20 protein-coding genes and 1 tRNA gene are annotated in these 23,162 nt (G+C 59.7%); 6 read left to right on the top strand and 15 right to left on the bottom strand.

From position 1 onward, the window contains the following. Positions 1-9: 9 nt before the first annotated feature. From FCU66_RS04525 to FCU66_RS04495, 7 genes are all read right to left on the bottom strand, one after another. A complete protein-coding gene (locus FCU66_RS04525) occupies positions 10-831 on the bottom strand; it encodes a class I SAM-dependent methyltransferase (protein ID WP_136621053.1) in 822 nt (273 codons plus the stop codon). Further along, positions 779-2,047, bottom strand: a complete 1,269-nt coding sequence (locus FCU66_RS04520) for an MATE family efflux transporter (protein WP_136621054.1) — start codon at positions 2,045-2,047, stop codon at positions 779-781. Before FCU66_RS04520 ends, FCU66_RS04525 begins: the two co-directional genes overlap by 53 nt. Then, complete coding sequence (locus FCU66_RS04515; protein WP_136621055.1) at positions 2,044-2,937, bottom strand: glycosyltransferase family 2 protein; 894 nt, start codon at positions 2,935-2,937, stop codon at positions 2,044-2,046. The genes FCU66_RS04520 and FCU66_RS04515 overlap by 4 nt, the downstream gene beginning before the upstream one ends. Positions 2,938-2,973: 36 nt before the next feature. Next, the gene (locus FCU66_RS04510) at positions 2,974-3,999 is read right to left on the bottom strand and encodes an NAD-dependent epimerase (protein WP_136621056.1); all 1,026 of its coding nucleotides are present in this window, start codon (positions 3,997-3,999) and stop codon (positions 2,974-2,976) included. Next, positions 3,999-5,273: a nucleotide sugar dehydrogenase gene (locus FCU66_RS04505; RefSeq protein ID WP_136621057.1), complete on the bottom strand. Its 1,275-nt coding sequence runs from the start codon at positions 5,271-5,273 to the stop codon at positions 3,999-4,001. The genes FCU66_RS04510 and FCU66_RS04505 overlap by 1 nt, the downstream gene beginning before the upstream one ends. A 43-nt stretch (positions 5,274-5,316) precedes the next feature. After that, the gene (locus FCU66_RS04500; RefSeq protein WP_246093781.1) at positions 5,317-6,723 is read right to left on the bottom strand and encodes a sugar transferase; all 1,407 of its coding nucleotides are present in this window, start codon (positions 6,721-6,723) and stop codon (positions 5,317-5,319) included. A gap of 191 nt (positions 6,724-6,914) precedes the next feature. Then, complete coding sequence (locus tag FCU66_RS04495; protein WP_136621058.1) at positions 6,915-7,505, bottom strand: biotin transporter BioY; 591 nt, start codon at positions 7,503-7,505, stop codon at positions 6,915-6,917. A gap of 124 nt (positions 7,506-7,629) precedes the next feature. On the opposite strand from FCU66_RS04495, the gene FCU66_RS04490 reads away from it, so the two are divergent. After that, the gene (locus FCU66_RS04490; protein ID WP_136621059.1) at positions 7,630-8,538 is read left to right on the top strand and encodes an MBL fold metallo-hydrolase; all 909 of its coding nucleotides are present in this window, start codon (positions 7,630-7,632) and stop codon (positions 8,536-8,538) included. 45 nt (positions 8,539-8,583) lie between these two features. Here FCU66_RS04490 and FCU66_RS04485 read toward each other — a convergent pair whose 3' ends face one another. Both FCU66_RS04485 and FCU66_RS04480 read right to left on the bottom strand, forming a co-directional pair. Continuing rightward, the gene (locus FCU66_RS04485; RefSeq protein WP_136621060.1) at positions 8,584-9,369 is read right to left on the bottom strand and encodes a DUF1499 domain-containing protein; all 786 of its coding nucleotides are present in this window, start codon (positions 9,367-9,369) and stop codon (positions 8,584-8,586) included. 80 nt (positions 9,370-9,449) lie between these two features. Continuing rightward, positions 9,450-11,078 carry a fatty-acid--CoA ligase gene (locus tag FCU66_RS04480; protein WP_136621061.1) on the bottom strand — a complete coding sequence of 543 codons (1,629 nt, stop codon included), beginning with the start codon at positions 11,076-11,078 and terminating at the stop codon, positions 9,450-9,452. 195 nt (positions 11,079-11,273) lie between these two features. Here FCU66_RS04480 and FCU66_RS04475 point away from each other — a divergent pair, with 195 nt between their 5' ends. Both FCU66_RS04475 and FCU66_RS04470 read left to right on the top strand, forming a co-directional pair. Next, positions 11,274-11,630 carry a hypothetical protein gene (locus FCU66_RS04475; RefSeq protein ID WP_136621062.1) on the top strand — a complete coding sequence of 119 codons (357 nt, stop codon included), beginning with the start codon at positions 11,274-11,276 and terminating at the stop codon, positions 11,628-11,630. A gap of 128 nt (positions 11,631-11,758) precedes the next feature. Next, positions 11,759-12,148, top strand: coding sequence for a DUF427 domain-containing protein (locus FCU66_RS04470; protein WP_136621063.1), 390 nt, complete (start codon positions 11,759-11,761; stop codon positions 12,146-12,148). A 200-nt stretch (positions 12,149-12,348) separates the two neighbouring features. Here FCU66_RS04470 and FCU66_RS04465 read toward each other — a convergent pair whose 3' ends face one another. From FCU66_RS04465 to ppdK, 3 genes are all read right to left on the bottom strand, one after another. Next, a complete protein-coding gene (locus tag FCU66_RS04465) occupies positions 12,349-13,089 on the bottom strand; it encodes a polysaccharide deacetylase family protein (RefSeq protein ID WP_136621064.1) in 741 nt (246 codons plus the stop codon). 170 nt (positions 13,090-13,259) lie between these two features. After that, positions 13,260-14,363, bottom strand: coding sequence for a glycosyltransferase family 9 protein (locus FCU66_RS04460; RefSeq protein ID WP_136621065.1), 1,104 nt, complete (start codon positions 14,361-14,363; stop codon positions 13,260-13,262). 119 nt (positions 14,364-14,482) lie between these two features. Next, complete coding sequence (gene ppdK / locus FCU66_RS04455) at positions 14,483-17,161, bottom strand: pyruvate, phosphate dikinase (RefSeq protein ID WP_136621066.1); 2,679 nt, start codon at positions 17,159-17,161, stop codon at positions 14,483-14,485. A 226-nt stretch (positions 17,162-17,387) separates the two neighbouring features. Between ppdK and FCU66_RS04450 the strand changes: the two genes are divergently transcribed. After that, positions 17,388-17,732, top strand: coding sequence for a VOC family protein (locus FCU66_RS04450; RefSeq protein ID WP_136621067.1), 345 nt, complete (start codon positions 17,388-17,390; stop codon positions 17,730-17,732). 129 nt (positions 17,733-17,861) lie between these two features. Beyond that, positions 17,862-17,936: transfer RNA gene (locus tag FCU66_RS04445), tRNA-Gln, on the top strand. Between the two features lie 27 nt (positions 17,937-17,963). Here FCU66_RS04445 and FCU66_RS04440 read toward each other — a convergent pair. Next, positions 17,964-18,452 (bottom strand): hypothetical protein, encoded by a 489-nt coding sequence (locus tag FCU66_RS04440; RefSeq protein WP_136621068.1) that lies wholly within the window; start codon positions 18,450-18,452, stop codon positions 17,964-17,966. A 574-nt stretch (positions 18,453-19,026) separates the two neighbouring features. Between FCU66_RS04440 and FCU66_RS04435 the strand changes: the two genes are divergently transcribed. Next, positions 19,027-21,117 carry an O-antigen ligase family protein gene (locus tag FCU66_RS04435; protein ID WP_136621069.1) on the top strand — a complete coding sequence of 697 codons (2,091 nt, stop codon included), beginning with the start codon at positions 19,027-19,029 and terminating at the stop codon, positions 21,115-21,117. A gap of 144 nt (positions 21,118-21,261) precedes the next feature. On the opposite strand, the gene FCU66_RS04430 is transcribed toward FCU66_RS04435, so the two are convergent. Then, the gene (locus FCU66_RS04430; RefSeq protein WP_136625395.1) at positions 21,262-21,666 is read right to left on the bottom strand and encodes a hypothetical protein; all 405 of its coding nucleotides are present in this window, start codon (positions 21,664-21,666) and stop codon (positions 21,262-21,264) included. Between the two features lie 12 nt (positions 21,667-21,678). Beyond that, positions 21,679-22,974 carry a hypothetical protein gene (locus FCU66_RS04425; protein WP_136621071.1) on the bottom strand — a complete coding sequence of 432 codons (1,296 nt, stop codon included), beginning with the start codon at positions 22,972-22,974 and terminating at the stop codon, positions 21,679-21,681. Between the last annotated feature and the right edge of the window lie 188 nt (positions 22,975-23,162).

Raw genomic sequence — 23,162 nt, 5'->3', positions numbered from 1 at the left:
ACATTCGCGCTATACCCTATGGAACACATAGAGCCGCGTATGATGCGAAAATGGACCGAGCAATCGATCGGCGGCAGCCCGCAAACCCCTCAGGACGCCGTTGCTGCTGTCGTACCAGGCCTGCATCGGCCTGGCGAAAAATGTCTCGTCCTTCAACCCCTTGAAGCCGCCCCTTGGCCGCGACTCCAGAAGCTTGAAGCCGTGCTGTTCGAACCTGGACACAATCGAAGAGGGCTCAAGGACGAACTGGTAAAATCCGGCCTGTTCGCCTGAAAACCTGGGATAAAGACCCATTCTGGCCTTCAATCTTCTGAGCGGAGAAATGCTCGGCACCGTCACGAAGGCAATCCCTCCCGATCGGATGATGCGCCGCATCTCCAATACGATCTCGTCATACCCGTCGAAGAAGTGCTCGATCACTCCGAGAGACCACACTCCATCGAAGAATTCGTCCGCGAAGCCTGTTGCCCGAACATCTCCAACCGTCACCTGCAAATGCGGCGCGGCGCGATTCACCATCCCCACGGTCTTCTGCGCAAAGTCGATTCCATGGGCGGAAAAGCCTGCCTGATGCAGGCCATAGACCGTATTGGCCAGGCCACATCCGGCGTCCAGGACCTTCGCCGGCCCTGTCAGATATTGTTTGGTCGTTTCGACGACAAAGCGATCCGGCCTCAAGACGATCCCTTCGGCCCAGTGGGAATCCCAATAGTCGTCGTCGGCTATCGTGCCGACATGGACGATGCGGCTGTTCTTCTCGTCATAGAATGCTTTTTTCTCATTCATTCCCGGCATCCGACCCGGCCATCGAAAAGGCTCGCTGTGTTGCATCCGGCCCGTTGTCCGCAATCACGCTCCTCAACGCGAAAAACGAACAAGCCGCGGCTATGACATATGCGGACAGAAATGCCATTTCGCTGCCAAACGGCAGCCGCCACCAAAGGCTCAATGCCGCCAAACAGCAGCAAGCCAATGCTCCTATCGCGTAAGAATAGGTCAGCGTCATTGCGTTATTCGAGCGGAGCGCGAACGGATCGATGACCACCTTCTTCGTCCTGTTTATCAGGACGGCGCAAGAAACGACCGCAAAGACCGCTGGATCAAATGACCTCCCCAGCCATCCGGACGCATAGCCGGACAAAAACAGACCAATTATCCCCGCGGCAGACGCGACCGCAAAAATCAGCGCGATGGCCGCCCCTTCGAACAATCCGCGCCGAAACTCCCTGATGTTTCCATTTGCGGCACTGAGAAATGCCCGCGGCACGAAGACGAAGCTGGCCGCATTCATGAAGAAGCCGACCGAGCGTTGCGAAAGATCGACACAAAACGAGAAGACGCCGAGATGGGTCTGAGAGCCAAACATCAAAATGATGTATCGAATGCCGACAAACACGCCGCTCTCGGCCAGATTGCTCAACACAAATCCCCAGCCCGTGGCCAGCGACCCGCCAAGATAGGAAAGGCGAGGCCGCCTCAGATTCATCGGCCCCAGGAAAGCAAATGAAATCAGCGCTCCGGCGAAGTAGCTGAGCGAAAAGGCTGTAAGGGCGGAGCCTACTTTCGCATCTCCGACAAGCAGGACTATGGCTCCCGCTAGGTATGCAACAGCCTGGCCAATCGCCGACCAACCGTATGCCCACAAACGCAGCTGAGACCTCAGGATCTCTTGAAGTGCGGTGTGCAAGCCGAATGAAACGATGATGGTTGCGGCAACGACATTGCCAAATCCGAACCACGCCAGCATCAATCCGGCCAGAACAACAAACAAGGTCAAAACAGACAGGGCGGCCAGAATAGACGATACGTACTCTCTACCCAATCCTTCCGCATGCATTTTTGCAGAAACCGGCATTATGGAATAGGTTGCAACTCCAAAAACAAGCGTCGAAACAAATGAAACTGTCGCAATCGTCGTGCTGAAAATACCATATTGGCCGACTTCCAGCTGCCTGCCAATGTATAGCAGAGTCACTATATTGAGCAGACCAGGGACAATTCGTATTGCGATGGACTCCACAAATTTGCACAGGCTGGCTCTTTTCATGAGGTCACCCGTGCGAATGACCTCTTGAGCAGGAATGGAAAACTCAAGGCACCAAAGCTCAAGCAGGCAAGAACCGCCTTGCCCAGGAACCGAACCGACCGATATCGTCCAAGCCAGAATGCCCTGATGTAATTCAAGTTCAGCAACAGCATCGGGTACGCATTTTGCCGCTGAAGAAGCCGGATTCTTGCCGTCATCCCCTCAGGCAAATACCTCTTTCGCCCGATATCGACGTTGACACAAACAACGTCATATTCGATCGCCAATCTGGACCAGAGAAGAGATGTTGGAACACGGCGGAACCGCCCGGCGGGTGGCACGGCAACCCGTTTCAACAAGGGAGTTCTGATGACCTCCTTCTTGTCGCCGACCACACGTTCGTCAGCTCGCATCTTGATCAGATTTGTGCGCTCTGACGGAAACTGGTTTGCTCTCACATCCGATTCATTCAGAACCATCGAGAACACAAAACCGGCAATGCTCTCGTCGATACTTTGCTCGGAGAGACGCTCACAAATCTCGGGCAAGCGATCGGTGAAGAGATCGTCATCATCATCGAAAATCATGCAATAGTCGCCAGTGGCCGAAGCGATCGCCGAAAACATTGCGACCCCTCTGCCGCCATTCGCGCCAGAGGTGACCACCAATCTGGTATCGCGAGACGCGATTTCTGCAAGCGCTTCATCTGTCCCGTCGGTCGAGCCGTCGACATGGACACATATCTGCAATGGGCATTTCGCGCGCAACAGCGCCTGAACCAACGCGGCAACGCGATCCCGCCGATTGAACGTGGGGATGCAAATGCTCAACAGCGCCTGGGACTGCAATGGATTGCGGATTGCCTGTTTGCGAGCCGTGTCGATTCCATCTCCTCCTGGTTGCGTGGTCATGGAACAGGGCTATGCGCGGATCCGCCGGGAGACAGGCTATCCCCGCCCAAAATACGACTGGTACCACTCGACAAACCGCCCGACCCCCTCGGTCACCGTCGTCGTCGGGCGATAGCCGACCGCCCGCTCCAGTGCCGATGTGTCGGCAAAGGTATCGGGCACGTCGCCAGCCTGCAGCGGTAGCAGTTCGACGATCGCTTTCCGGCCCAGCGCTTTTTCCAGCGCCTCGACATAGGCGGTCAGCTTCACGGGGTTGTTGTTGCCGATGTTGAAGATGCGCCAGGGAGCGCTGCTCGTGCCCGAATCCGGGCGGCTGGAGTCCCAGGCAGCATTACTGGTGGCCGGGCTGTCGCTGGCCCGCACGACACCTTCGGCGATGTCCTCGACATAGGTGAAGTCGCGCGTGTGGTTGCCGTTGTTGAACAGCTTGATCGGCTCGCCGGCAAGGATGTTCTTGGTGAACAGGAACAGCGCCATGTCCGGGCGCCCCCAAGGGCCATACACGGTGAAGAAGCGAAGCCCGGTCGTCGGCAACCCGAACAAATGGCTGTAGCTGTGCGCCATCAACTCGTTGGCTCGCTTGGTCGCGGCGTAGAACTGCAGCGGATGGTCGGCCGGCCGGTGCTCGGAAAACGGCATGTCGGTGTTGGCGCCGTAGACGCTCGAGGTGCTGGCATAGGTCAGGTGCGCAACGGCGCTATTGCGGCAGGCCTCCAACATGTTGGCGAAGGCGATGATGTTGCTTTCGACATAGGCGTGCGGGTTCTCCAGGCTGTAGCGAACCCCGGCCTGGGCGGCGAGATGGATAACCCGGTCGAATGCGTGGTCGGCAAAGCAGCCGTCGACCACGCTTTTGTCGGCGAGATTGCCGCGGATGAAGTGATAGCCGGCATTGGTCTTGCGGCTCGCCTCCTCAAGCAGCCGCAGCCTCGCCTCCTTGATCTGCGGATCGTAGTAGCTGTTGACGTTGTCGATGCCGACAACCTCGTCGCCGCGCTCCAGCAGTCGCTTCGATACGTGATAACCTATGAAGCCGGCAGCGCCGGTGACCAGAACCTTCATCAGAAGCGCCCATCCGTAACATGCCTGGGGAACAGACCCTTGATGTCGTAGATGACGCCCGGGGTCTTGCAAAGCGCCTGCAGGCCGTCGACGCCCAGCGCGCGGAACTGCCTGTGGCCGACGGCCACGATAACGCCGTCATAGCGCTCGTCGGGAATGTCCTTCATGCTCGCTATGCCGAAGGCGCGCGCGCATTCCTGCGCGTCGACCCAAGGGTCCCAAATGTCGATGCCGGCATTGTATTCCTTCAGCTGGGCGACGATATCGGCGACCTTGGAATTTCTCAGGTCCGGACAGTTTTCCTTGAAAGCCGCGCCCATCACCAAAATCCGGCTACCGACGACAGGTATCCCCTTGCGCATCATCAGGCGGGCCGTCTGATCCGCCGCATGCTGACCCATGCCGTCATTGATACGGCGGCCGGCAAGAATCACCTCCGGATGATAGCCGAGTTCCTGGGCCTTGTGGGTGAGATAGTAGGGATCGACGCCGATACAGTGACCACCGACGAGACCCGGCGTGAAGCGCAGGAAATTCCATTTGGTGCCGGCGGCTTCCAGCACCTCGGACGTGTCGATGCCCAGCTTACCGAAGATGAGTGACAACTCGTTCATCAGCGCGATGTTGAGGTCCCGCTGGGTGTTCTCGATGACCTTGGCCGCTTCGGCGACCGCAATGCTCGAAGTACGGTGCGTACCCGCCGGCACGATCGAGGCATAGAGCGCATCGATGCCTTCGGCCGCTTCCGGCGTGGAGCCGCTGGTGACCTTGACGATCGTCTGCAGCCGATGCTCGCGGTCACCCGGATTGATGCGCTCGGGACTGTAGCCGAGGAAGAACCCCTCATTGTAACGCAGGCCCGAATGTTTCTCGATCAGCGGCGCGCACACCTCTTCCGTGCAGCCGGGATAGACAGTCGATTCGAAGATCACCACCGCGCCCGGCGAGATGACCTCACCGACCAATGTCGATGCCATGATCAGGGGTTTCAGATCCGGCCGGTTGGCCCTGTCGATCGGCGTCGGCACCGTGACGATGAAAATCCCGCAATCGCGCAGATCGGCCTTGTCGGTGGTGAAGCTCAGCCGCGTAGCAGCATTGATCTCATCGCTGCTGGCTTCCAGCGTATGGTCCTCGCCACGCCTCAGCGCGTCCACCCTCGACTGGTTGATGTCGAACCCGACGACATCCCTGGTGGCGCCGAAGGCGACCGCCAGCGGCAGGCCGACATAGCCAAGCCCGATGATTGCTATTTTCCTGGAGGCGAGATCCATCTGATTCCTGCGCTTGCTATTCCAGAGTCATGCTTCGCTTTGGCTATCGGGCGCCAAAGCCGGTAAGCATCGTTTTCATTGTCTTGAGAGTTATCAAAACATCCAGCCAAGGCGAAAAGTTCTTTATGTAATAGAAATCGTAGTGCAATTTCTCCATAACATCATCGACGGCAGCCACATGCCCTTGATTTACTTGCGCCCACCCACTTATACCTGGCCTGACGATATGCCTGTAGCGGTAGAATGGCAGCTCAGCCTCGTACCACTGCGACAGCACGACAGCTTCCGGCCGCGGTCCGATCCAACTCATTTCGCCACGCAGGATGTTGATGACCTGCGGCAGTTCGTCGATCCTGAACTTTCGCAGGAAACGCCCAACGCCAGTGATGCGATCATCGTCGCGCTTGGTTATCGCCCTCTCCTTGTCGTTGCCGGCGCCAACGTGCTGCCGCATCGAGCGAAACTTGTAGACTGTGCAGATCTTGCCCCGGTAGCCCATGCGTTGCTGCCGAAACAGCACGGGACCCTCGGAGTCCAACCGGATCAGCAGCGCTATCAGCGCTAGAACAGGGGAAAGAACGACAATCAAGACAAGCGCGGAGACCCAGTCGGCTGCCTGCTTGATCTTGAGATAGGCCTGGTTCGGATTGAGCGAACCAAGCGTGTTTTCCGACAGATGCTCGATCTCGACCCGACCAGTCAGAGACTCTCTGACCTGCTTGACGTGGTAAACGGGTGTTCCCGAAAGAGCCCGATCCGCAATATATCGTTCCCACTCCGCGCCAAGATCGGCACGCAGATCAACGACCACGCCGCTGGCTCTTTCAATGACGGTGTTGGTCGACTTGATCCAGAACCAGTGCACCCCCGGCAGCGTCTTGAGGCGCTCGACATCTCCGCCGGGAACCACGACGAGCCGGTACGGATCGAGACGCCGCGTCAACAGGCTCAGGCCGAAATACCAGAGGGTGGACTGCGTGAAGCTGGCGGCGGCCTGAAACCGGCTGTACTCGAAACGGAAAAAGAAAATGGTCAGGAAAACGGCCCCGTAGGACAGGGCAAAGGTCGGCAAGATGTAACTGGCCGCGGCCACGCCCGGGAAATTTCCGATGCGGCGATAGGAGAGGAAGCCCGCAAGATGCGCAATCGCCGCAGCGGTTACCGTCACCTGAAGGTTGGCCGAATAGATAAACTCAGGATTGAAGACAATCCGGATAATCGCCGGCGCAAAAATCGCGAATGTCAGTCCGCCAAGCAGCTGAAATCGTATCCTGAACAGGAAATGCCGGCTTCCGACAATAGTTGACGCTGCGACATTCAACGCCTTGCCCTTCCCCCGAAGTTGCCGTGCAGGCGATGGGCCATTTGCGATGATGCGCTTGGCTTGCCCGTTCGTTTGCAAACGAATCAGGCGTCTCGCCTTCGGCGATTCGACACCGTCGAAGATCAAGGGCTACGACAGTGCGGCTGCACCAGCAAGCATGTATTTCACGTCAACGGTTGGTGGAAGTTTTGATCAACAGCATTGTTTGATTCTATAGAAAAGCCGGCCCTAACAGGCCGGCTTACTGAACATCATCATTGAAAATATCGGCACGCCTTCGGCAGTATCGACGCCGAGCCGTTGGCCCTGCTCGCGTTTCAGCCGCGCTTCAGCAGCGTCCACACAGCCGGCACCAGGCTTGCCGCCAAGGCAACCTTGATCAAGTCACCGACGATGAACGGCACGACGCCGAACTGCCACGACTTTTCCGGGCCGATCAGCAGCGCCAACCAGGCAAAGCCCATCGCCATCATGACGACCTCGGCAACCAGCATGGCGTTGAAAAGCTTGATCGGATGGCGATCCCAGCCGCGATCGGCGGCCCAGCCGACGATTGCCGCCATGACCACGAAGCCGGCGAGATAACCGCCGGTCGAGCCGAGCATGTAGGCAATGCCGAGACCCTTTTCCGGGGTGCTCTGGAAGACGGGGAAGCCCATGGCGCCCTCCGCCATGTAAAGCAGCAGGGTGGCGACGCCGAGACGCATGCCGAAGGCGGCGGCGATCAGCAGCACGGCCAGCGTCTGCATCGAAATGTCGACCGGCCCGAGCATCACCTTGGTCTTGGCCGACAGGGTCAGCACCAGTGTTCCGGCGATCGCCAGGAAAAGCTGCGTTGCCAGCCGCGCCACGGCATTTTGCGGCAAAGCCAGAGAAACAAGCGGACGCATCGTGGTTGCAATTGCCATGGTATTTCCCCAATCCGATTGCCGCTATCCGATGTTCGCGGCCTCACGTTCTCCTATATTGGCTTGCGTGTTATGCGGCAATCGGTTTTGCCGTTTCCTGAAACAAGGCACCGATGCATCCGCCATGGCACTCAAATTCGATACCGGCTTCGACCCCTTTTATGGCCAGGGGGTAAGCGTCGCGCCCGATATCCAGCGCATCACGGCCCGCAATCCGAGCCCCTTCACCTTTCACGGCACCAACAGCTACATCGTTGGCCGCGATACGCTGGCGGTGATCGATCCGGGACCGGATGACGAGGCGCATCTGCAGACCCTGCTCGACGTGATCGCGGGCCGGCCGGTCAGCCATATCTTCGTCAGCCACACGCATCGTGACCACTCCCCGCTGGCGGCCCGGCTGAAGGAGCGCACCGGCGCCATCGTGCTGGCAGAGGGGCCGCACCGGCCGGCAAGACCTTTGCACATCGGCGAGACCAACGCGCTCGACGCCAGTGCCGACACGGCTTTCGTCCCCGATATCGCATTGCCCGACGACAAGGTGATCGACGGCGACGGCTGGTCGATCAGGACGGTTCTGACCCCGGGCCACACCGCCAATCACGCGACATTCGCGCTGGAAGGAACCGGCATCCTGTTTTCGGCCGACCATGTCATGGCCTGGGCAACCTCCATCGTCGCCCCGCCGGATGGGGCGATGGCCGATTACATGGCCTCGCTGGACCGGCTGATCGAACGCGGGGATCGCTTGCTGCTGCCCGGGCATGGCGGGCCGGTGACGGCACCGCGCGCTTTCATGCGCGGGCTGAAGACGCACCGCAAGATGCGCGAGCGCGCCATACTGCAGCGGGTCAGAGAGGGCGACCGGACGATCGCGGACATGGTCAAGGCGATCTACAGGGATACCGATCCGCGGCTGCATGGCGCCGCCGGGCTATCGGTGCTTGCCCATCTCGAGGATCTGGTGGCGCGCAATCTGGTCGCGACAGACGCCGCACCGGCCATTGACGGCATCTTCACGCCGGCCAGATAGGCTGCCCAGATCGACCGCCAAGACGGGCTGCCAGGTTCCAATGCCCTATTCGGCCGGCGCCGCGCCAACCTGACCGGCGACTTCCTGGTCGAGTTCCGCCAGGAAGTCGGTGATGCGCGCGGCATTGTCGCCGAGGTCGTAGCGGCCGTATCGCGAAGCTGAGCGCATATCGACGATGACCGTATCGCCATCGTCCGTCACGCGGATCGCCACATCGGCGGGAAGACCGAGCACGAAGCCCTTGGCGACGGCGGTAATGGTCACGTCGCTTTGCCCGGCGAGGTCGGGATAGGGTTCCGAGAGATCCCAGTTGCGCCGGTCGAGTACGGTTTCGACGGCATTGACGACAGTCTCGAACGGCAGGTCGTAGCTGCGTGCGCTGACCAGCGGATAGCTGTCGGTCTGCAGCCTCTGTTCGCCAGGCGTCGACGGGGAGAGCACGTTCATATCCTTCGTCCGGTCGCTCACGTCGAGTGCCGGCGGCTCGTCGAAATCCGTCGAGATATCCCTGAGCGGCGGATAGATCGTCGCCCAGTAGGCGGCAACGCCATAGGGCGCGAGCACCAGCAGCGCCAGCAGCGCGCCGACCGTCAGGTCGCGACCGCCGCGATCGCCGAAGTTCCACAGCCGCGAAAAGGCAAACCCGGCAAACAACAGCGCCAGGGCGGCCAGCAGCGCGACGATGCCCAGCACCCACAGGAAGACAGGTGTTTCGACGAGATCGAAGCGATGGCCGACGAAGACCGTCAGCAGCAGCACCAACGAAAAAGCGGCCGTGCGCCGCGACCATCCGGCCGCCTTCGACGTTTGCCGTTCGGGAATACTAACCATCGTTTTCTGCGCTGCCCCAACCCGAACGGACACTTAGTGCCTTTTTGCGATGGCATGAAGCCGAAACATGCACCATCGCGTCAATCCGTCGGCAAGCGATAGTCCTTGAACTGCTGGCGCAAGGTGATCTTCTGGATCTTGCCGGTGGCGGTGTGCGGAATTTCGCCGACGAAGGCGACATCGTCCGGCATCCACCATTTGGCCACCTTGCCGTCCATGAAGTCGAGAATATCGGCCTTGCTAGGGTCCTTGCCCGGTTTGCGGACGACGACCAGCAACGGCCGTTCGCCCCATTTCGAATGATGGACGCCGATGGCTGCGGCCTCCGCGACATCGGGGTGGCCGACGGCCAGATTCTCGAGGTCGATGGTCGAAATCCATTCGCCGCCGGACTTGATGACGTCCTTGGCGCGATCGGTGATCTGCATATAGCCGCCGGCGTCGATGTGAGCGACGTCGCCGGTGTCGAACCAGCCGTCCTCGTCGAACTGCTCCAGGCCGGCGCCGCCAAAGTAGGCGCGGGCAACGGCCGGTCCGCGCACTTTCAGGCGGCCAAATGTCTTGCCATCCCAGGGCTGCGGATTGTTGTCGTCGTCGGTCACCTTCATTTCGACGCCGAAGGGCGGGTAGCCCTGTTTCTGCTGGACATCGAGCCGGGCTTCCCCCTCAAGACCGGCGTAGTCCGGCTTCAAGGTGCACAGGGTACCGAGCGGCGACATTTCGGTCATGCCCCAGGCATGGATGACCTGGACATCGTAGTTCTGCTGAAACTTCGTCATGATCGCGCGCGGGCAGGACGAGCCGCCGATGACGACCTTGTTGAGATAGGGAAGCTTCTTGCCGGTCTCCTCCAGATGCTGCAGCAGCATCATCCAGACGGTCGGCACGGCGGCGCTGAATGTCACCTTCTCGGTGTCGAGCAGTTCGTAGATGGAGGCTCCGTCCATCTTGCAGCCAGGCATGACCAGCTTGGCGCCGATCATCGGCCCGCTCTGGGCAAGGCCCCAGGCATTGGCGTGGAACATCGGCACGACCGGCAAGATCGTATCGCGCGACGACAGGCCCATGGCATCGGGCATGGCGGCGATCATGGCGTGCAGCACGTTCGAACGGTGACTGTAGACGACGCCCTTTGGATCGCCCGTGGTCCCGGACGTGTAACACATGCCGGCGGCGGTGCCTTCGTCGAAGGTCTTCCAGGCGAAGTCGCCATCCACCTCATCAAGCCAGTCTTCATAGGCGACCACATTGGGCAATGTCGTCTCCGGCATGTGTGCCTTGTCGGTCAGCACGATCACCTGTTTCAGCGACTTGACGGCACCGGCAATCTTCTCGAGCAGCGGCAGGAAGGTCAGGTCGACGAACACAGCCTTGTCCTCGGCATGGTTCATGATCCAGACGATCTGCTCGGGAAACAGCCGCGGATTGAGCGTATGGTAGATGGCGCCGATGCCCATGATGCCGTACCAGGCCTCGATGTGGCGCGCGGTGTTCCAGGCCAGCGTCGCGATGCGGTCGCCCAAGCGATAGCCGTCACGCTCCAGCCGCTGGGCGACTTTCAGGGCGCGACGATGGATGTCGGCATAGGTGGTGCGCACGATTGGCCCCTCGATCGAGCGCGACACGATCTCGCGCACACCATGCTGCCGCTCGGCATTGTCGATGAGCTTGTGGCAAAGCAGCGGCCATTCCTGCATCAGTCCCAGCATTCGGTCCTCCCTCACGCTTTTGCGTCTTGCTTTTCGGACCATTGTGGAGCGAACCGGCGGATTGTCCAGTCACCAGCACGGCCGAGCGCTACATTGATCGACATGACAGGGACAACCGCCACAATCCGGCCATCCGTCGGCGTTAAGTTTCGTTAACGGGCAAAGGGGTGAGATTGGCGACTGAAAGAGGTTCGCATGGACGCGCAACTCGACGACAAGGCCCTCGAGAGTACGCTTGCCGAAAGTCTGGCCGATCTGGTGCCGGATACGAAGACTGTTTCCGAAGATGAATTTGTTGAAGTTGTCGGCGGCGCGCTCGAAGCGGTCGGCGGCACGCTGCTGTTCAAGATGTGCGTCCAGAACCAGGGCGAAGGCCAGCATGTCGCGGCCGCGTCCGTCGGCAATGGCGGCAATCGCCAGTTCCTGCTGCTCACCTTGCCGACCGGTGGCGGTCACTTGAAGGTCGAGACCGCGTCGCGAAGCAGCAACCCGGTGGCCGGCATCGCGGCCGCCTATGCCGGTCTCATGGATGCGTTCAAGACCGCCGCCTGACGGTCGGCAGACAAGTTCTTTCAGGGGCGCTGTCCGCCCGAGTGAGCTCTGGGCAATTGGCTTGCGTGTGGGCCTTGCGCAATGCGCTTGCACGACACACCTTAAAGTCGAGGCAAGGAGACCCCCGCATGGATCAGATCGCCAACCCGGCACCCGGCTTTCAACGCAATCCCGACAAGGTCATCACCATCGAGCCCTATGCCGGCACCATCACGGTGCGTGCCGGGGACGTGGTCATCGCTTCATCAGCGAACGCCAAAGTGCTGACCGAGACCCCCTATCCTGCGGCCTTCTACATTCCGTTCGCCGACATCGATTTCGACAAGCTCAGCAGCACAGAACACTCGACCCATTGCCCCTACAAGGGCGATGCAAGCTATTGGAGCGTGCTGCCTGCCGGCGAAACCGGCCAGAACGCCATGTGGGCCTATGAACGGCCTTTCGACGAAATGACTGAAATCCGCAACCACGGCGCATTCTACGCCAGCAAGGTCACGATCGAAGCCAAACCGGGCTGAGCGATTTTCGAACCCAAGCGAACTCGGCGTGAGGTGCGTTGAGATTCACGTCAGGCCGAGTCGAGAATGGTGGGTTCCGAGAACCGGAACGGAGCGGACTTTTGGGTCCGTGAGCTCAGTTCTACCGCGACGCGGTAGAACGGGGAAGCACAGGAAACCAACATTCGCAGGCCGGCATCACCTGAATATCGATGCACCGGTCAGTCGGTGGTGCCGTGATTGCCGACACCGTCGGCATCGTCGAGCCGCACAAAGGTCAAGCCCCTGGCCTTCAGCGCCAGCAGCCCCTGCACCACCCCTTCGCCGGCCGCATGGGTCGGCTGGTTGATGTGCGAGATAATCACGTCACCGTCCTTGGCCGCTGCAATGCGCCGCGCGGTTTCCTTGGCGCCAAGCAATGAGCCACCGTCGCCGTTTATCGAGAATCCCGCGATCTTGAAGCCAAGCTTGCGGATCATGGCGATTGCCGACGGGCTGTATTCGGCGGTCGCGCCACGAAACCATTTCGGCGCCGGCTCGCCGGTCCTGGCAAGAGCGGCGGCACCCGACTCGACCTCGGCCAGCACCGCGTCCGGGCTGCCGGCGCTGCGGATGCCGTAGATCTTCTGCGGTGTATCGACCGCCGGGATATGATGACCGCCGTGATTTTCCAGTTCGAACAGATCAGGATGCGCCCGCATGATCTCGACGGCGGCAGCGTTCCGCTTCAGCCAGATGCCGGTCACGAAAATGGTGGCCGGGATCTTGTTGTCCACCAGCGCCGAAAGGATCCGGTTGTCGGTCTGTCCGCCGCAGGCATCGAGCGTAAGCGCGACACGACCAGCTCCGCTCGCCTCCGGCCTGATGTGCAGCGTCGGCTCGACGAGCGGCGCGGCATGGCCGGCGGATACCATCGCCAGCGACATGGCGATCATGCAGAGATTTTTTTGCAGCAGGCGCATCAAACCGAATTCCTGACCGGTCATTTCGAGCAGTCATCCCAAGATCCGCATGAAGGCGGAAATCGGGATGGTGCATAGCAGAAAAGCGCCCGGCGCGACAATTTGACCGTTCATGTGGTGAACAGGCCATTCCACGATTGCGATCGCGGTTTTGCGCGCGGCGCATGATCTCAGATGGCGCGCTCGAGCTTCATTTCGGTGCGCAACAGAACCTCGCGCACCGCGTCGACAACAGGCCTGATCTCCAGGCCCCAGACGCAGCAGGCCTTGCTGGGATCCGGCGCGCGGCAGAGATCCTTGGCCACGCAGGCGCAAGGCAGCGGCGGCTGGAGCGAGATGCTGGGCACGCCGACGGGACCCCAGCGCGACGGATGCGTCAGACCAAACAGCCCGACAACCGGGGTTCCGGCGGCAGCGGCCATGTGCATCGGGCCGCTCTCATTGCCAAGAAACAGCCGGGCCTGTTTCAGCACCGCCAGCAGACTTTCGAGCGAAAGCGTTCCAACGAGATTGACGATCGGCGCGACTGTGCTGGCGATTATATGTTCGGCAATCTTGTGTTCGTCCGGGCCGCCCACAAGGACGATGTCCAATCCGGTTTCGCCTGCAATTTCGTCGATCGTCGCGGCAAACCGCTCCGGCTGCCAACGTCGCCCCTCGAAGCTCGCGCCCGCATGCACGGCGATGAAAGCGTTTGGCCGCAGATGGTGCTTGCCCAGCAGCGCCAATGCTTTCGTCGTCTCCAACGGCAAGGGCTGAAGGCTCGGAATCACCGTGCGAAGTTCGATGCCGAGCGCTTCGAGCGGCGAGAGGTAGCGGTACAGAAAATGCTGGCCATCAAAGCCGTAGGGCCTGGCAAAGACATTGGCGGGCTGCCGCTCCAGCAGACGCAAGGGTCTTTCGGAGGGATTGTAGCCGACGCGGGTCTTTGCGTTGACGAGCCCGCTGACGATGCGCGACGTCTTCGAATCGGTCAGGTCGATCGTCAGGTCGAAGCGGAAGCGGCGCAACGCCCGCACCATGGCGTAAAGCTCTTTCCCACGCTCCAGGGGGGTGCCGCGCATGCGGGCACGCCGGAACGTGACCACCTCGGAAGCGATTCCATGGGAGATCACGAAGCTCTCGAAGCGAGCCTCGCACAGAAACACCAGCCTGGCGCCGGGGAATTCGAGCCGCAAATTTTGTGCAAGTGCCGAGGCGAGGACGAGATCTCCTATGAACTTCGTTTGAATGACCAGGATCGAGCGGAACGGCGCGGGTGAACTCTGCAACATCTGTTTCCGGGAGCAATTGGCGGGACGTCCGCAAATTGGGCGGCAACAATGTCGAGATTACGCAATGCCGTCAGCACGTTCGCGTGAATTGCCTTACAAAACGGTAAGCTGGATGGACCCTATCCGCGGCCTGCTTTCGCGACCAGCACCGCTGCCTGCGCGGCCGCCAGCCTGGCGATCGGCACGCGATAGGGCGAGCAGGACACGTAGTCGAGGCCAACCTCTTCGCAAAAGCGGATCGAAGCCGGGTCGCCGCCATGTTCGCCGCAAATGCCGAGCTTGATGTCGGGTCGCGTCGCCCTGCCCTTTTCGGCAGCCATGCGCACCAGTTCGCCGACGCCGTCGATATCGAGCGAGACGAACGGATCCTGATCGATAATGCCTTTCTGGCGATAGGTCTCCAGGAACGAGGCCGCATCGTCGCGCGAAATGCCGAAGGTTGTCTGCGTCAGGTCGTTGGTGCCGAAGGAGAAGAACTCGGCTGACTCTGCAATGACATGGGCGCGGATGGCCGCGCGGGGGAGCTCGATCATCGTGCCAGTTAAATACTCGATCTTGACGCCGGTTTCCTCCATGACGCTCTTGGCAACGGCATCGATGCGCGCCTTGACGTAGTCGAGCTCCTTCACCAGGCCGACCAGCGGCACCATGATCTCGGGAACCACAAGCGCACCGGCCTTCTTGCCGGCCTCGACAGCCGCCTCGAAAATGGCGCGCGCCTGCATCTCGGCGATTTCGGGATAGGAGACGGCCAGCCGGCAGCCGCGGTGGCCCAGCATCGGGTTGAACTCGTGCAGGGCCTCGGTGCGCTGCCTGAGCTTGTCCGGCGACACCTTCATGGCGGCGGCGACCTCGGCCACCTCACCTTCAGTCTTGGGCAGGAATTCGTGCAGCGGCGGATCGAGCAGGCGGATCGTCACCGGCAGGCCGGCCATGATCTCGAACAGTTCGAGGAAGTCCGAACGCTGCATCGGCAAAAGCTTGGCGAGTGCGGTGCGCCGGTCCTTTTCAGTGTCGGCCAGGATCATCTCGCGCATGGCGACGATGCGGTCGCCGTCGAAGAACATGTGCTCGGTGCGGCACAGCCCGATGCCTTCGGCGCCGAAGGAGCGCGCCATGCGCGCGTCGAGCGGCGTTTCGGCATTGGTGCGCACCTTCATGCGGCGCACGGCGTCGGCCCATTCCATGATGGCGGCGAAATCGCCGGAAAGCTCCGGCTGCAGCATCGATACCGCGCCCTTCAATATCTGGCCGTTGCTGCCATCGATGGTGATGATGTCGCCCTTGCGGAAGGTCGAGCCCATGGCCATCAGCGTGCCGGCCTTGTAGTCGACGCGGAGCGAACCTGCCCCCGACACGCACGGCTTGCCCATGCCACGCGCCACCACCGCGGCGTGGCTAGTCATGCCGCCACGCGTGGTCAGGATGCCTTCCGCCGCGTGCATGCCGTGAATGTCCTCGGGGCTGGTTTCGATGCGCACCAGGATCGCTTTGCGGCCTTGCGTCTTCAGTTCCTCGGCATCGCCGGAAGAGAAGACGATCTCGCCAGTGGCAGCACCGGGCGACGCCGGCAGGCCGATGCCGATGACGTCGCGCGTGGCCTTGGGATCGATGGTCGGATGCAGCAGCTGGTCGAGCGAGGCCGGATCGATGCGGGCGACGGCTTCCTCTTTCGTGATCAGTCTGTCCCGCGCCATCTCGACGGCAATTTTCAGCGCCGCCTTGGCGGTGCGCTTGCCGGAGCGGGTCTGCAGCATCCACAATTTGCCGCGCTCGATGGTGAATTCGAGATCCTGCATGTCGCGGTAGTGCTTTTCCAAGCTGTCGGAGATGGTGACGAAGGACTGGAACGCGTCCGGCATCAGCTTCTGCAGCGATGGCTTGTCCGAGCCCGCTGCAATGCGCGCCGCCTCGGTGATGTTCTGCGGCGTGCGAATTCCGGCGACGACGTCTTCGCCCTGCGCGTTCACCAGGAACTCGCCATAGAGCATCTTCTCGCCGGTCGACGGGTTGCGGGTGAAGGCAACGCCGGTGGCCGAGGTTTCGCCCATATTGCCGAACACCATGGCCTGGACATTGACCGCCGTGCCCCAGCTTTCGGGAATGTCGTGCAGGCGCCGGTAGGTGATGGCGCGGTTGTTCATCCAGCTCGAGAACACGGCACCGATCGCGCCCCATAGCTGTTCATGCGGATCCTGCGGGAACGGCCTGCCGAGTTCGTCCTCGACCTTGGCCTTGTAGAGCGCGATGACGCCCTGCCATTCGGGCGCCGTCAGCTCGGTGTCGAGCTCATGCCCCAGCCCGCCCTTCTGGTCCTCCAGGATTTCCTCGAACACCTCATGGTCGAGGCCCATGACGACATCGGAATACATCTGGATGAAGCGGCGGTAGCTGTCATAGGCAAAGCGCGCATCGCCGGAATCGGCGGCGAGCGCCTCGACCGTCTCGTCGTTCAGCCCGAGATTGAGCACGGTATCCATCATGCCGGGCATCGAGGCGCGGGCCCCCGAACGCACCGACACCAGCAGCAGTTTCGACGGATCGCCGAACCGACGGCCGGTCAGGTGTCCGATATGATCGAGCGCAACCGCGACATCGGCTTCCAACCCCGCCGGATAGGCACGGCCATCGGCATAGTAGGCGTTGCAGACCTCGGTGGTGATGGTGAAGCCCGGCGGCACCGGCAGGCCCAGGCTGCACATCTCGGCCAGGTTAGCGCCCTTGCCGCCCAGCAGATTCTTGTCGCCGGCACGGCCTTCTGCCGTGCCATCGCCAAAGGTGAAAACCCATTTGGTCATGCTTTGCTCTCCGGTTGCAGGAGATTGGAAAGATTGGCGAAACGGAAAGTTCCACCGTGTCCCGACTTTGGAGCGATATGATGCTGCAGTGCGAAAGGCAAGGCGTCGGCAAAGCCGTGCGGCCCCTACAATCGATTAAGCAAAAGCTACGTCCAAAGATGCGTCAAAAAGACTTGCCTTTCCGGGGCTTTTGGAATAGAACATAACAGGAACAAATAGGTGTCGCATGAAACTGTCCGGAAAACTCGACTATCTGGAAATGCCGGCGACCGGCGGAACGCTGGACCGGCTGAAGGCTTTCTACAGCGCCGCCTTTGCCTGGTCGTTCACCGATTATGGGCCGACCTATTCGGCCTTTGCCGAGGGGCTGGACGGCGGCTTCCAGGCCGATGCCGAGGAAGCACCGGCCAAGCCGCTGCCTGTGCTCTACAGCAGGGATCTGGAAGCAACCCTCAGCGCTGTCGAAAGCGCCGGCGGCACGATCGTCAAGCCGATCTTCGCGTTCCCCGGCGGCCGCCGCTTCCACTTCGTCGATCCAGCCGGCAACGAGATGGCGGTGTGGTCCGAATAGCCCGCACGCATGCCCTCTGGCGGCAGCTGCGTTAGTTGCCCGATTGGACGTTCTGACCATCATTCATAAGGATTGTGCTTTTCGGCTGCTCTGCTAATAACGCGCCGCACAAGCGACTCTGACGGCAATTGGGGCGTCGCCAAGCGGTAAGGCATCGGTTTTTGGTACCGACATTCCCAGGTTCGAATCCTGGCGCCCCAGCCAGATTTTTTTCCAAATAAAATCAACTATTTAAGACAGTGCGACTGCCGGTTTATAGCGGAGAACTGCAAGGGCGCCTACAACGAGGAAGATCAAGAGGGTGACACCCTGTGTCACGACGAAAGGAATTTCAGTTCCGGTAGGTGCAAAGACATTCAGAATTGGAATCTTCTGGAAAGCTTGCACTATTCCGACGAATACCAAGAGATAGACACTCGCAGTCATTCCTGCGGCGTAAATGCCGCGCCACGCACCGGCGAAATGAAATCGCGAACGTGCAACAAGCACTCCTGCTAATATGACGAGCGCCACGATCCCTACTATCACTGCAGGTGTCACGCCGTGAAATGGGAAAAGAAATCCAGTGATACTCGTGAACCCGGCCGTTTGCAGGAAAAAATCAGTGGCAAAACTAGATCTTTTGCCTCCGAACATTTCTATTATCGCGATGATCCCGGCAACGATTGCAACCAAGCTGACTAGGGTATGCAGGAACACGAGCACGCCGACGTAAGTCATCTTATCCCCCTGGGGTTGCCTTGCATTCGCTCATAGGCGGCTGCGATCGCTAGTTCGCCCTGAAATCAAACGGTGTAAGTGTCCCGATACAATCGTGCGGCTGGTCCCGATTTTCTTGAACTTAATCGGCGACATTGGACAAAAGTGACTTTCTTTTGCCATCTCATATGAAGGCAATCGCCCCGAGCTACCTTAGCCAACAAGAAAGCACGATTAGGCAAATGTCGAACTGGTCGACAATCGTAACACGGGGAAATCTTCGAACAATGGGGCATCGTGACGTTGCCCCCAAGTTTATGGGCGGTTGGATTGATGTCCTGGCGCCCCAGCCAAGCGATCATGGGTCCGTCCGGACACACGGGACCCCGAGAGTCCCTTTGCGATCTTCCCTTGAGTCCGATTGGCTAATAATTCCACTGCGTCATAGTTCAGCAAAACCAACGCAATCGCGGCAAAATCGGGGTCGCCATTTTGCACATGATCTGAACAGTGTCGCCTTGAACATCTCCCTCTTTTCCATACAAGGTCATCGAAGATTCGACCAAGATGGGTGGCGGCTCAACATGGAACTTCAATGAACCTTCCTATCTTCGCCATCAACCTCGATCGCGAGACCGGTCGCTGGAGCGAATTGTGCGCCAGTGCCGAGGCGGCCGGCCTGACCTTGCAGCGCATTTCAGCCATCGACGGCCGTGCGCTTGCCAAAGAGGACTGGACGGAGATCGATCTTCCAGCCGCGCGTAAGCTCAGCGGGCGCGACATCCTGCCGGGCGAATATGCCTGTTACCGCAGCCATATCCAGGCGCTGGAGGCGTTCCTGGCCGGTGGCAGCGCCCATGGCCTGATCGTCGAGGACGACGTCCTCTTCAGCGAAAACACCATGCGGCGCATCGAGGCCATCGTCGCGGCGGTGCCGGATTTCGACGTCATTAAGCTGACCAACCATCGCATGAGCTTCTTCATGCGCGCCGTAGAGACGACGGAAGGCGACGAGATCGGTCGCGCGCTGCATGGCCCGCAAGGCTCGGCCGCCGCCTATCTGGTGACGCGGGAGGGGGCGCAGGGGCTGTTGTCGGCGCTCGCCGTCATGAAAATGCCATGGGACGTCGCACTCGAACGCTTTTGGGATACCGGCCTGAAAGTCTATTCGGTTCGCCAAAACGTGCTTGGCTTCGCTGCCAGCAGCAAGATTTCCGGCATAGCCGGTCCCTCGGGAAGCTATAAATTCGCAAGGCTTGGCTGGCCGAGCCGGCTAAGTGCCGGCGCGTTGCGGGCCAGCGACGAGCTGCGCCGCCTGCATCACGTCCTGCTGCGGCCCCCTTTGCCGCGGGAAACCCCGGACTACGCCGGGGACCACGCGCCGCGCAACACCCTGTTTCTGTTGCTTGCGGCACTCGCCATTCTCGCTTTGGTCTCCGCGGTCTGGCGCGAGGCCGACACCTACCGCTATGCGGGCCTGGCGCTGGCCTTGGTCGCAGTCATCCGCTGGTCCAGGGTGGATTTGTGGACCTACAGCAAACCGCTGATCGGTTGGGTAGGCTTTCTGTGCCTGGGTTGGTCGCTCTACGTCTTCATCCGACTGGCGATCGTCTATTTCGGCACCCACCAGTTGGGTGGCGCCGAAGGCATTTACATGTTTCCGCTGTTCTATGCGACGACCGGCTTCGCGTTTCTGCTGTTTGTCAGGCAGCCCGCGCGGCTCGTCCTCTGGTTCATGATCCTCAGTCTCGTCTTCCTGGCCGCGGACACCTTCTATTCGGACATGTTTCAAGGCATCCAACCGACCCCGCGGCTTTTCAACAATCCCATCCACGCGTCGGTGGCGGCCGGTTTCATCTTCCTTTGCGCGCTGCAATTCATGGCGTACACGGCCCAAAGAACGGACCTGAGGAAAGCAACCAAGAACCTGCATTGGGCGCTGTCGACAGCCGTCCTGCTGTTTGCCCTCGTCAACATCATCGAGATGCGGTCAAAGGGTGTCTGGCTTGCGCTTGCGCTCGCCCTGCTCTTGTTGGCGGTCATGACCCTGGCGAGAGGCCATCGCCGCGAACTGCTGGTTTCGTGTGGCGTGCTGGCGATCGTGGCGGCCGGCATTGTCGCAACACACAACGTCTTCTCGTCCACCGCCGGCGACACCATGATCTTCGTCAAGGCCTTGGTTCCGGATGTCTTGAGGCATGGCGTCCTGCCGGCCTTCGACCGCGCCATCGCGAGCGATACGGTTCCGCTTGCAGCCAAGGAACGGCTGATGCTGTGGGCGGATGCGATCGAGATCTGGAAACGCCACCCGATCTTCGGAGCCAGTTCCAGCTGGCTGACCGAATGGGAGCACAGAACCTATCATCCCATGATCTTCAACGTCTTCCACAACGGTTATCTGGAGATTGCCGTGCGCTATGGTGTGGTCGGACTGGCGTTCTTTGCCTTTCTCTACACCTGGTCGGCCAGGCAGGTTCTGCTGGCCATGCGGGCCAAGCTTATCGCTCCGGCCGCATGGTCCTGCTACATCTCAACACTGGTCTTCTTCGCCATAACCATCCTTACCAATTCAAACAACCGGCTGGCTATGGGTGAGGCCTTCATGTGGTTCGCTGCAGCGTTCGGCTTCTATTGTTTTTATGTTCGCCAGCAGCAGAATCTTGTCGCGCCGCGAACCTATTTTTAGGGCCGGCATGTCGCGCAACCGCGCAGCACTGACCAACCTCGGTGCAATTCGAGATTAGGGCTCGCGGCAGTTGAGCCGAGGTAAGAGATTTCTCCGCTGGTCGCCCATATCGGCACGACAGAAGGACGGGTTCGAGGAGAACCGTCAAAATTCCTTATCAATGATAGTAATCGGCGAGACACCTTCTGAGGTTATGCAAACCTTGAACTGGGTTGAGTCCTTCGATCTTGCGTAAAGGGCGCCGAAGCCAATCGCAGTAATTTTTGTGACGTCGTGGCCAGACTTGCGTTCGCCACGTGGACGCCCAAACAGGTATACGCCGGTGCCAAGCTCGTAGGCCTTTCCCCGCTGGCCGACGGCGACGTAGTCGATAGATCCCACGACGTGGAAGCTGAATTCCTGCCACTCGTTATTCACGATCTTGCAGATGTACGACGCGGAGTAGGCTGCATCGGCCCAGAAGCAGGCAGAGACCGCGACGAGAAATCGGAAGCGAGGCGCGAGAGAATCTCTTGGCGATCTGGCCACCCGCATGATTGACGCTGCCAATGACCAAACCTCTCAGTGAAGCTCCGGTGGCGGAGCTGATTTGATAATGACAGAGCTATTTTGTGTACCAATGGTGAAGTAGGGGGGTACCGACGTCCCTGGCCCCGCGAACTGCTGCATCTCACCGTCAAACGGCTTCACGTTAACCAGCCAATTACCGGTATTGGGGATCTCCCCCGCAACAGAGCCGTTCCATTTCAGATCGAGCTGCGATTTCACTTCCTCGAGCTCCTTCACGGTCCTATGCTCACGAAAGGGTATAGCAAAATCGATTTGGACGTCGCCGTCATCAAGCCAAAAGTCCCAGCACACCGCATCCGGGCTCGCCGAGCTGAAAGCGTTTGTCCAGTCGTTATCCGAACCCTTCCTATTACCGTGTTCGTTGAAGATGGGCGGCTGGGGATAGTTGCCGTCTGTAACGACATGCCAACCTGATTGCGTGTCCGCGTGCGCGCAGAATCCCCGTATTCCCTCATAGGAAACAGCAGTGAATGCTTGAGACGATTCTCGAGTTTCTTCATGCTCGTGGGCGATGCTTGCCACATATTCAGCTGTACCCGGCTTTGTCGGCAGCAGTCCCATCGGCAGCACAAACGTCGCCACCTCTCGCTGATAGAAAAGGAACCAGTACCAGTCGCGATAGGGTACGTCCAAGTTGAAAGAGATAGCTTTGACCGAATTCTCGTCAGCCGCTCCCAGCGCCGCGTTTTTGACCTCAAAGATCAATTGCTGCGTGGTCACACCAATTGGTTCTAAAATGTCGCTTCCTACATGTAGCCGAGGCCGATAATCGCTCCTCGCGGCATCCACAAAATTTCCCGATAAAATGACCCTCGTGGTCGCGCTCGTAGCAGGCGCGACCAGCTTCGGTGACTGCTCTGTAAGTTGAGGAAACGTCTTACTCAAAGGCAGCGAATTTACTATCTCCTGCGATTTCTCCAATGCATTTTCGATGTCACTAGCTGTGCCACCTTCTATGTCCTTTAGCATCGTCTCGATGTTAGAAACCGTAGTTTGAATTTTCGGATTCAAGGTGCTTACTGTTTGATCCAAGGAATCTTTATAGGCGGTCTGGGCATCGGATATTGTCCACGCCGCCTGCTGCCCCGCGTCGATTATTGTCGATCGGGCGGCCTGCTTAGCTTCCGAAATTATCTTGTCTATTTTACCCAGTGCGCCGCTCAAGAAGAAGCCCAGCGTAACGCCCAGTGCCGCTCCAGTTTGCGCGTGGCCCTCATTAGGAATTCCGGATAATGCGCTAATTGAAGTGAATATTGCCGCTGACATGGCAGCGCGAAACTTACACATCTGTTAGTCCCCCCAGTCCCCACAGCAGACTACGGCTGTTGTCGGTAGCAAATCAACAACTTTATCGCCTGGATTTTCAGAACTTTTAAACCCGCATGGCGACACTGGAAGCAGCGATTGCCAAAAGAAGGCCGCGTTGTCGCCACGGAAAGATAGCGAGGTGATCCTGGCCTAAGGCTTGTTGAGAT

The organism is Mesorhizobium norvegicum (genome assembly GCF_004919685.1).
GTDB classification, from domain to species: Bacteria; Pseudomonadota; Alphaproteobacteria; order Rhizobiales; family Rhizobiaceae; genus Mesorhizobium; species Mesorhizobium norvegicum.
This window is presented reverse-complemented; position numbering and strand designations above follow the sequence as displayed.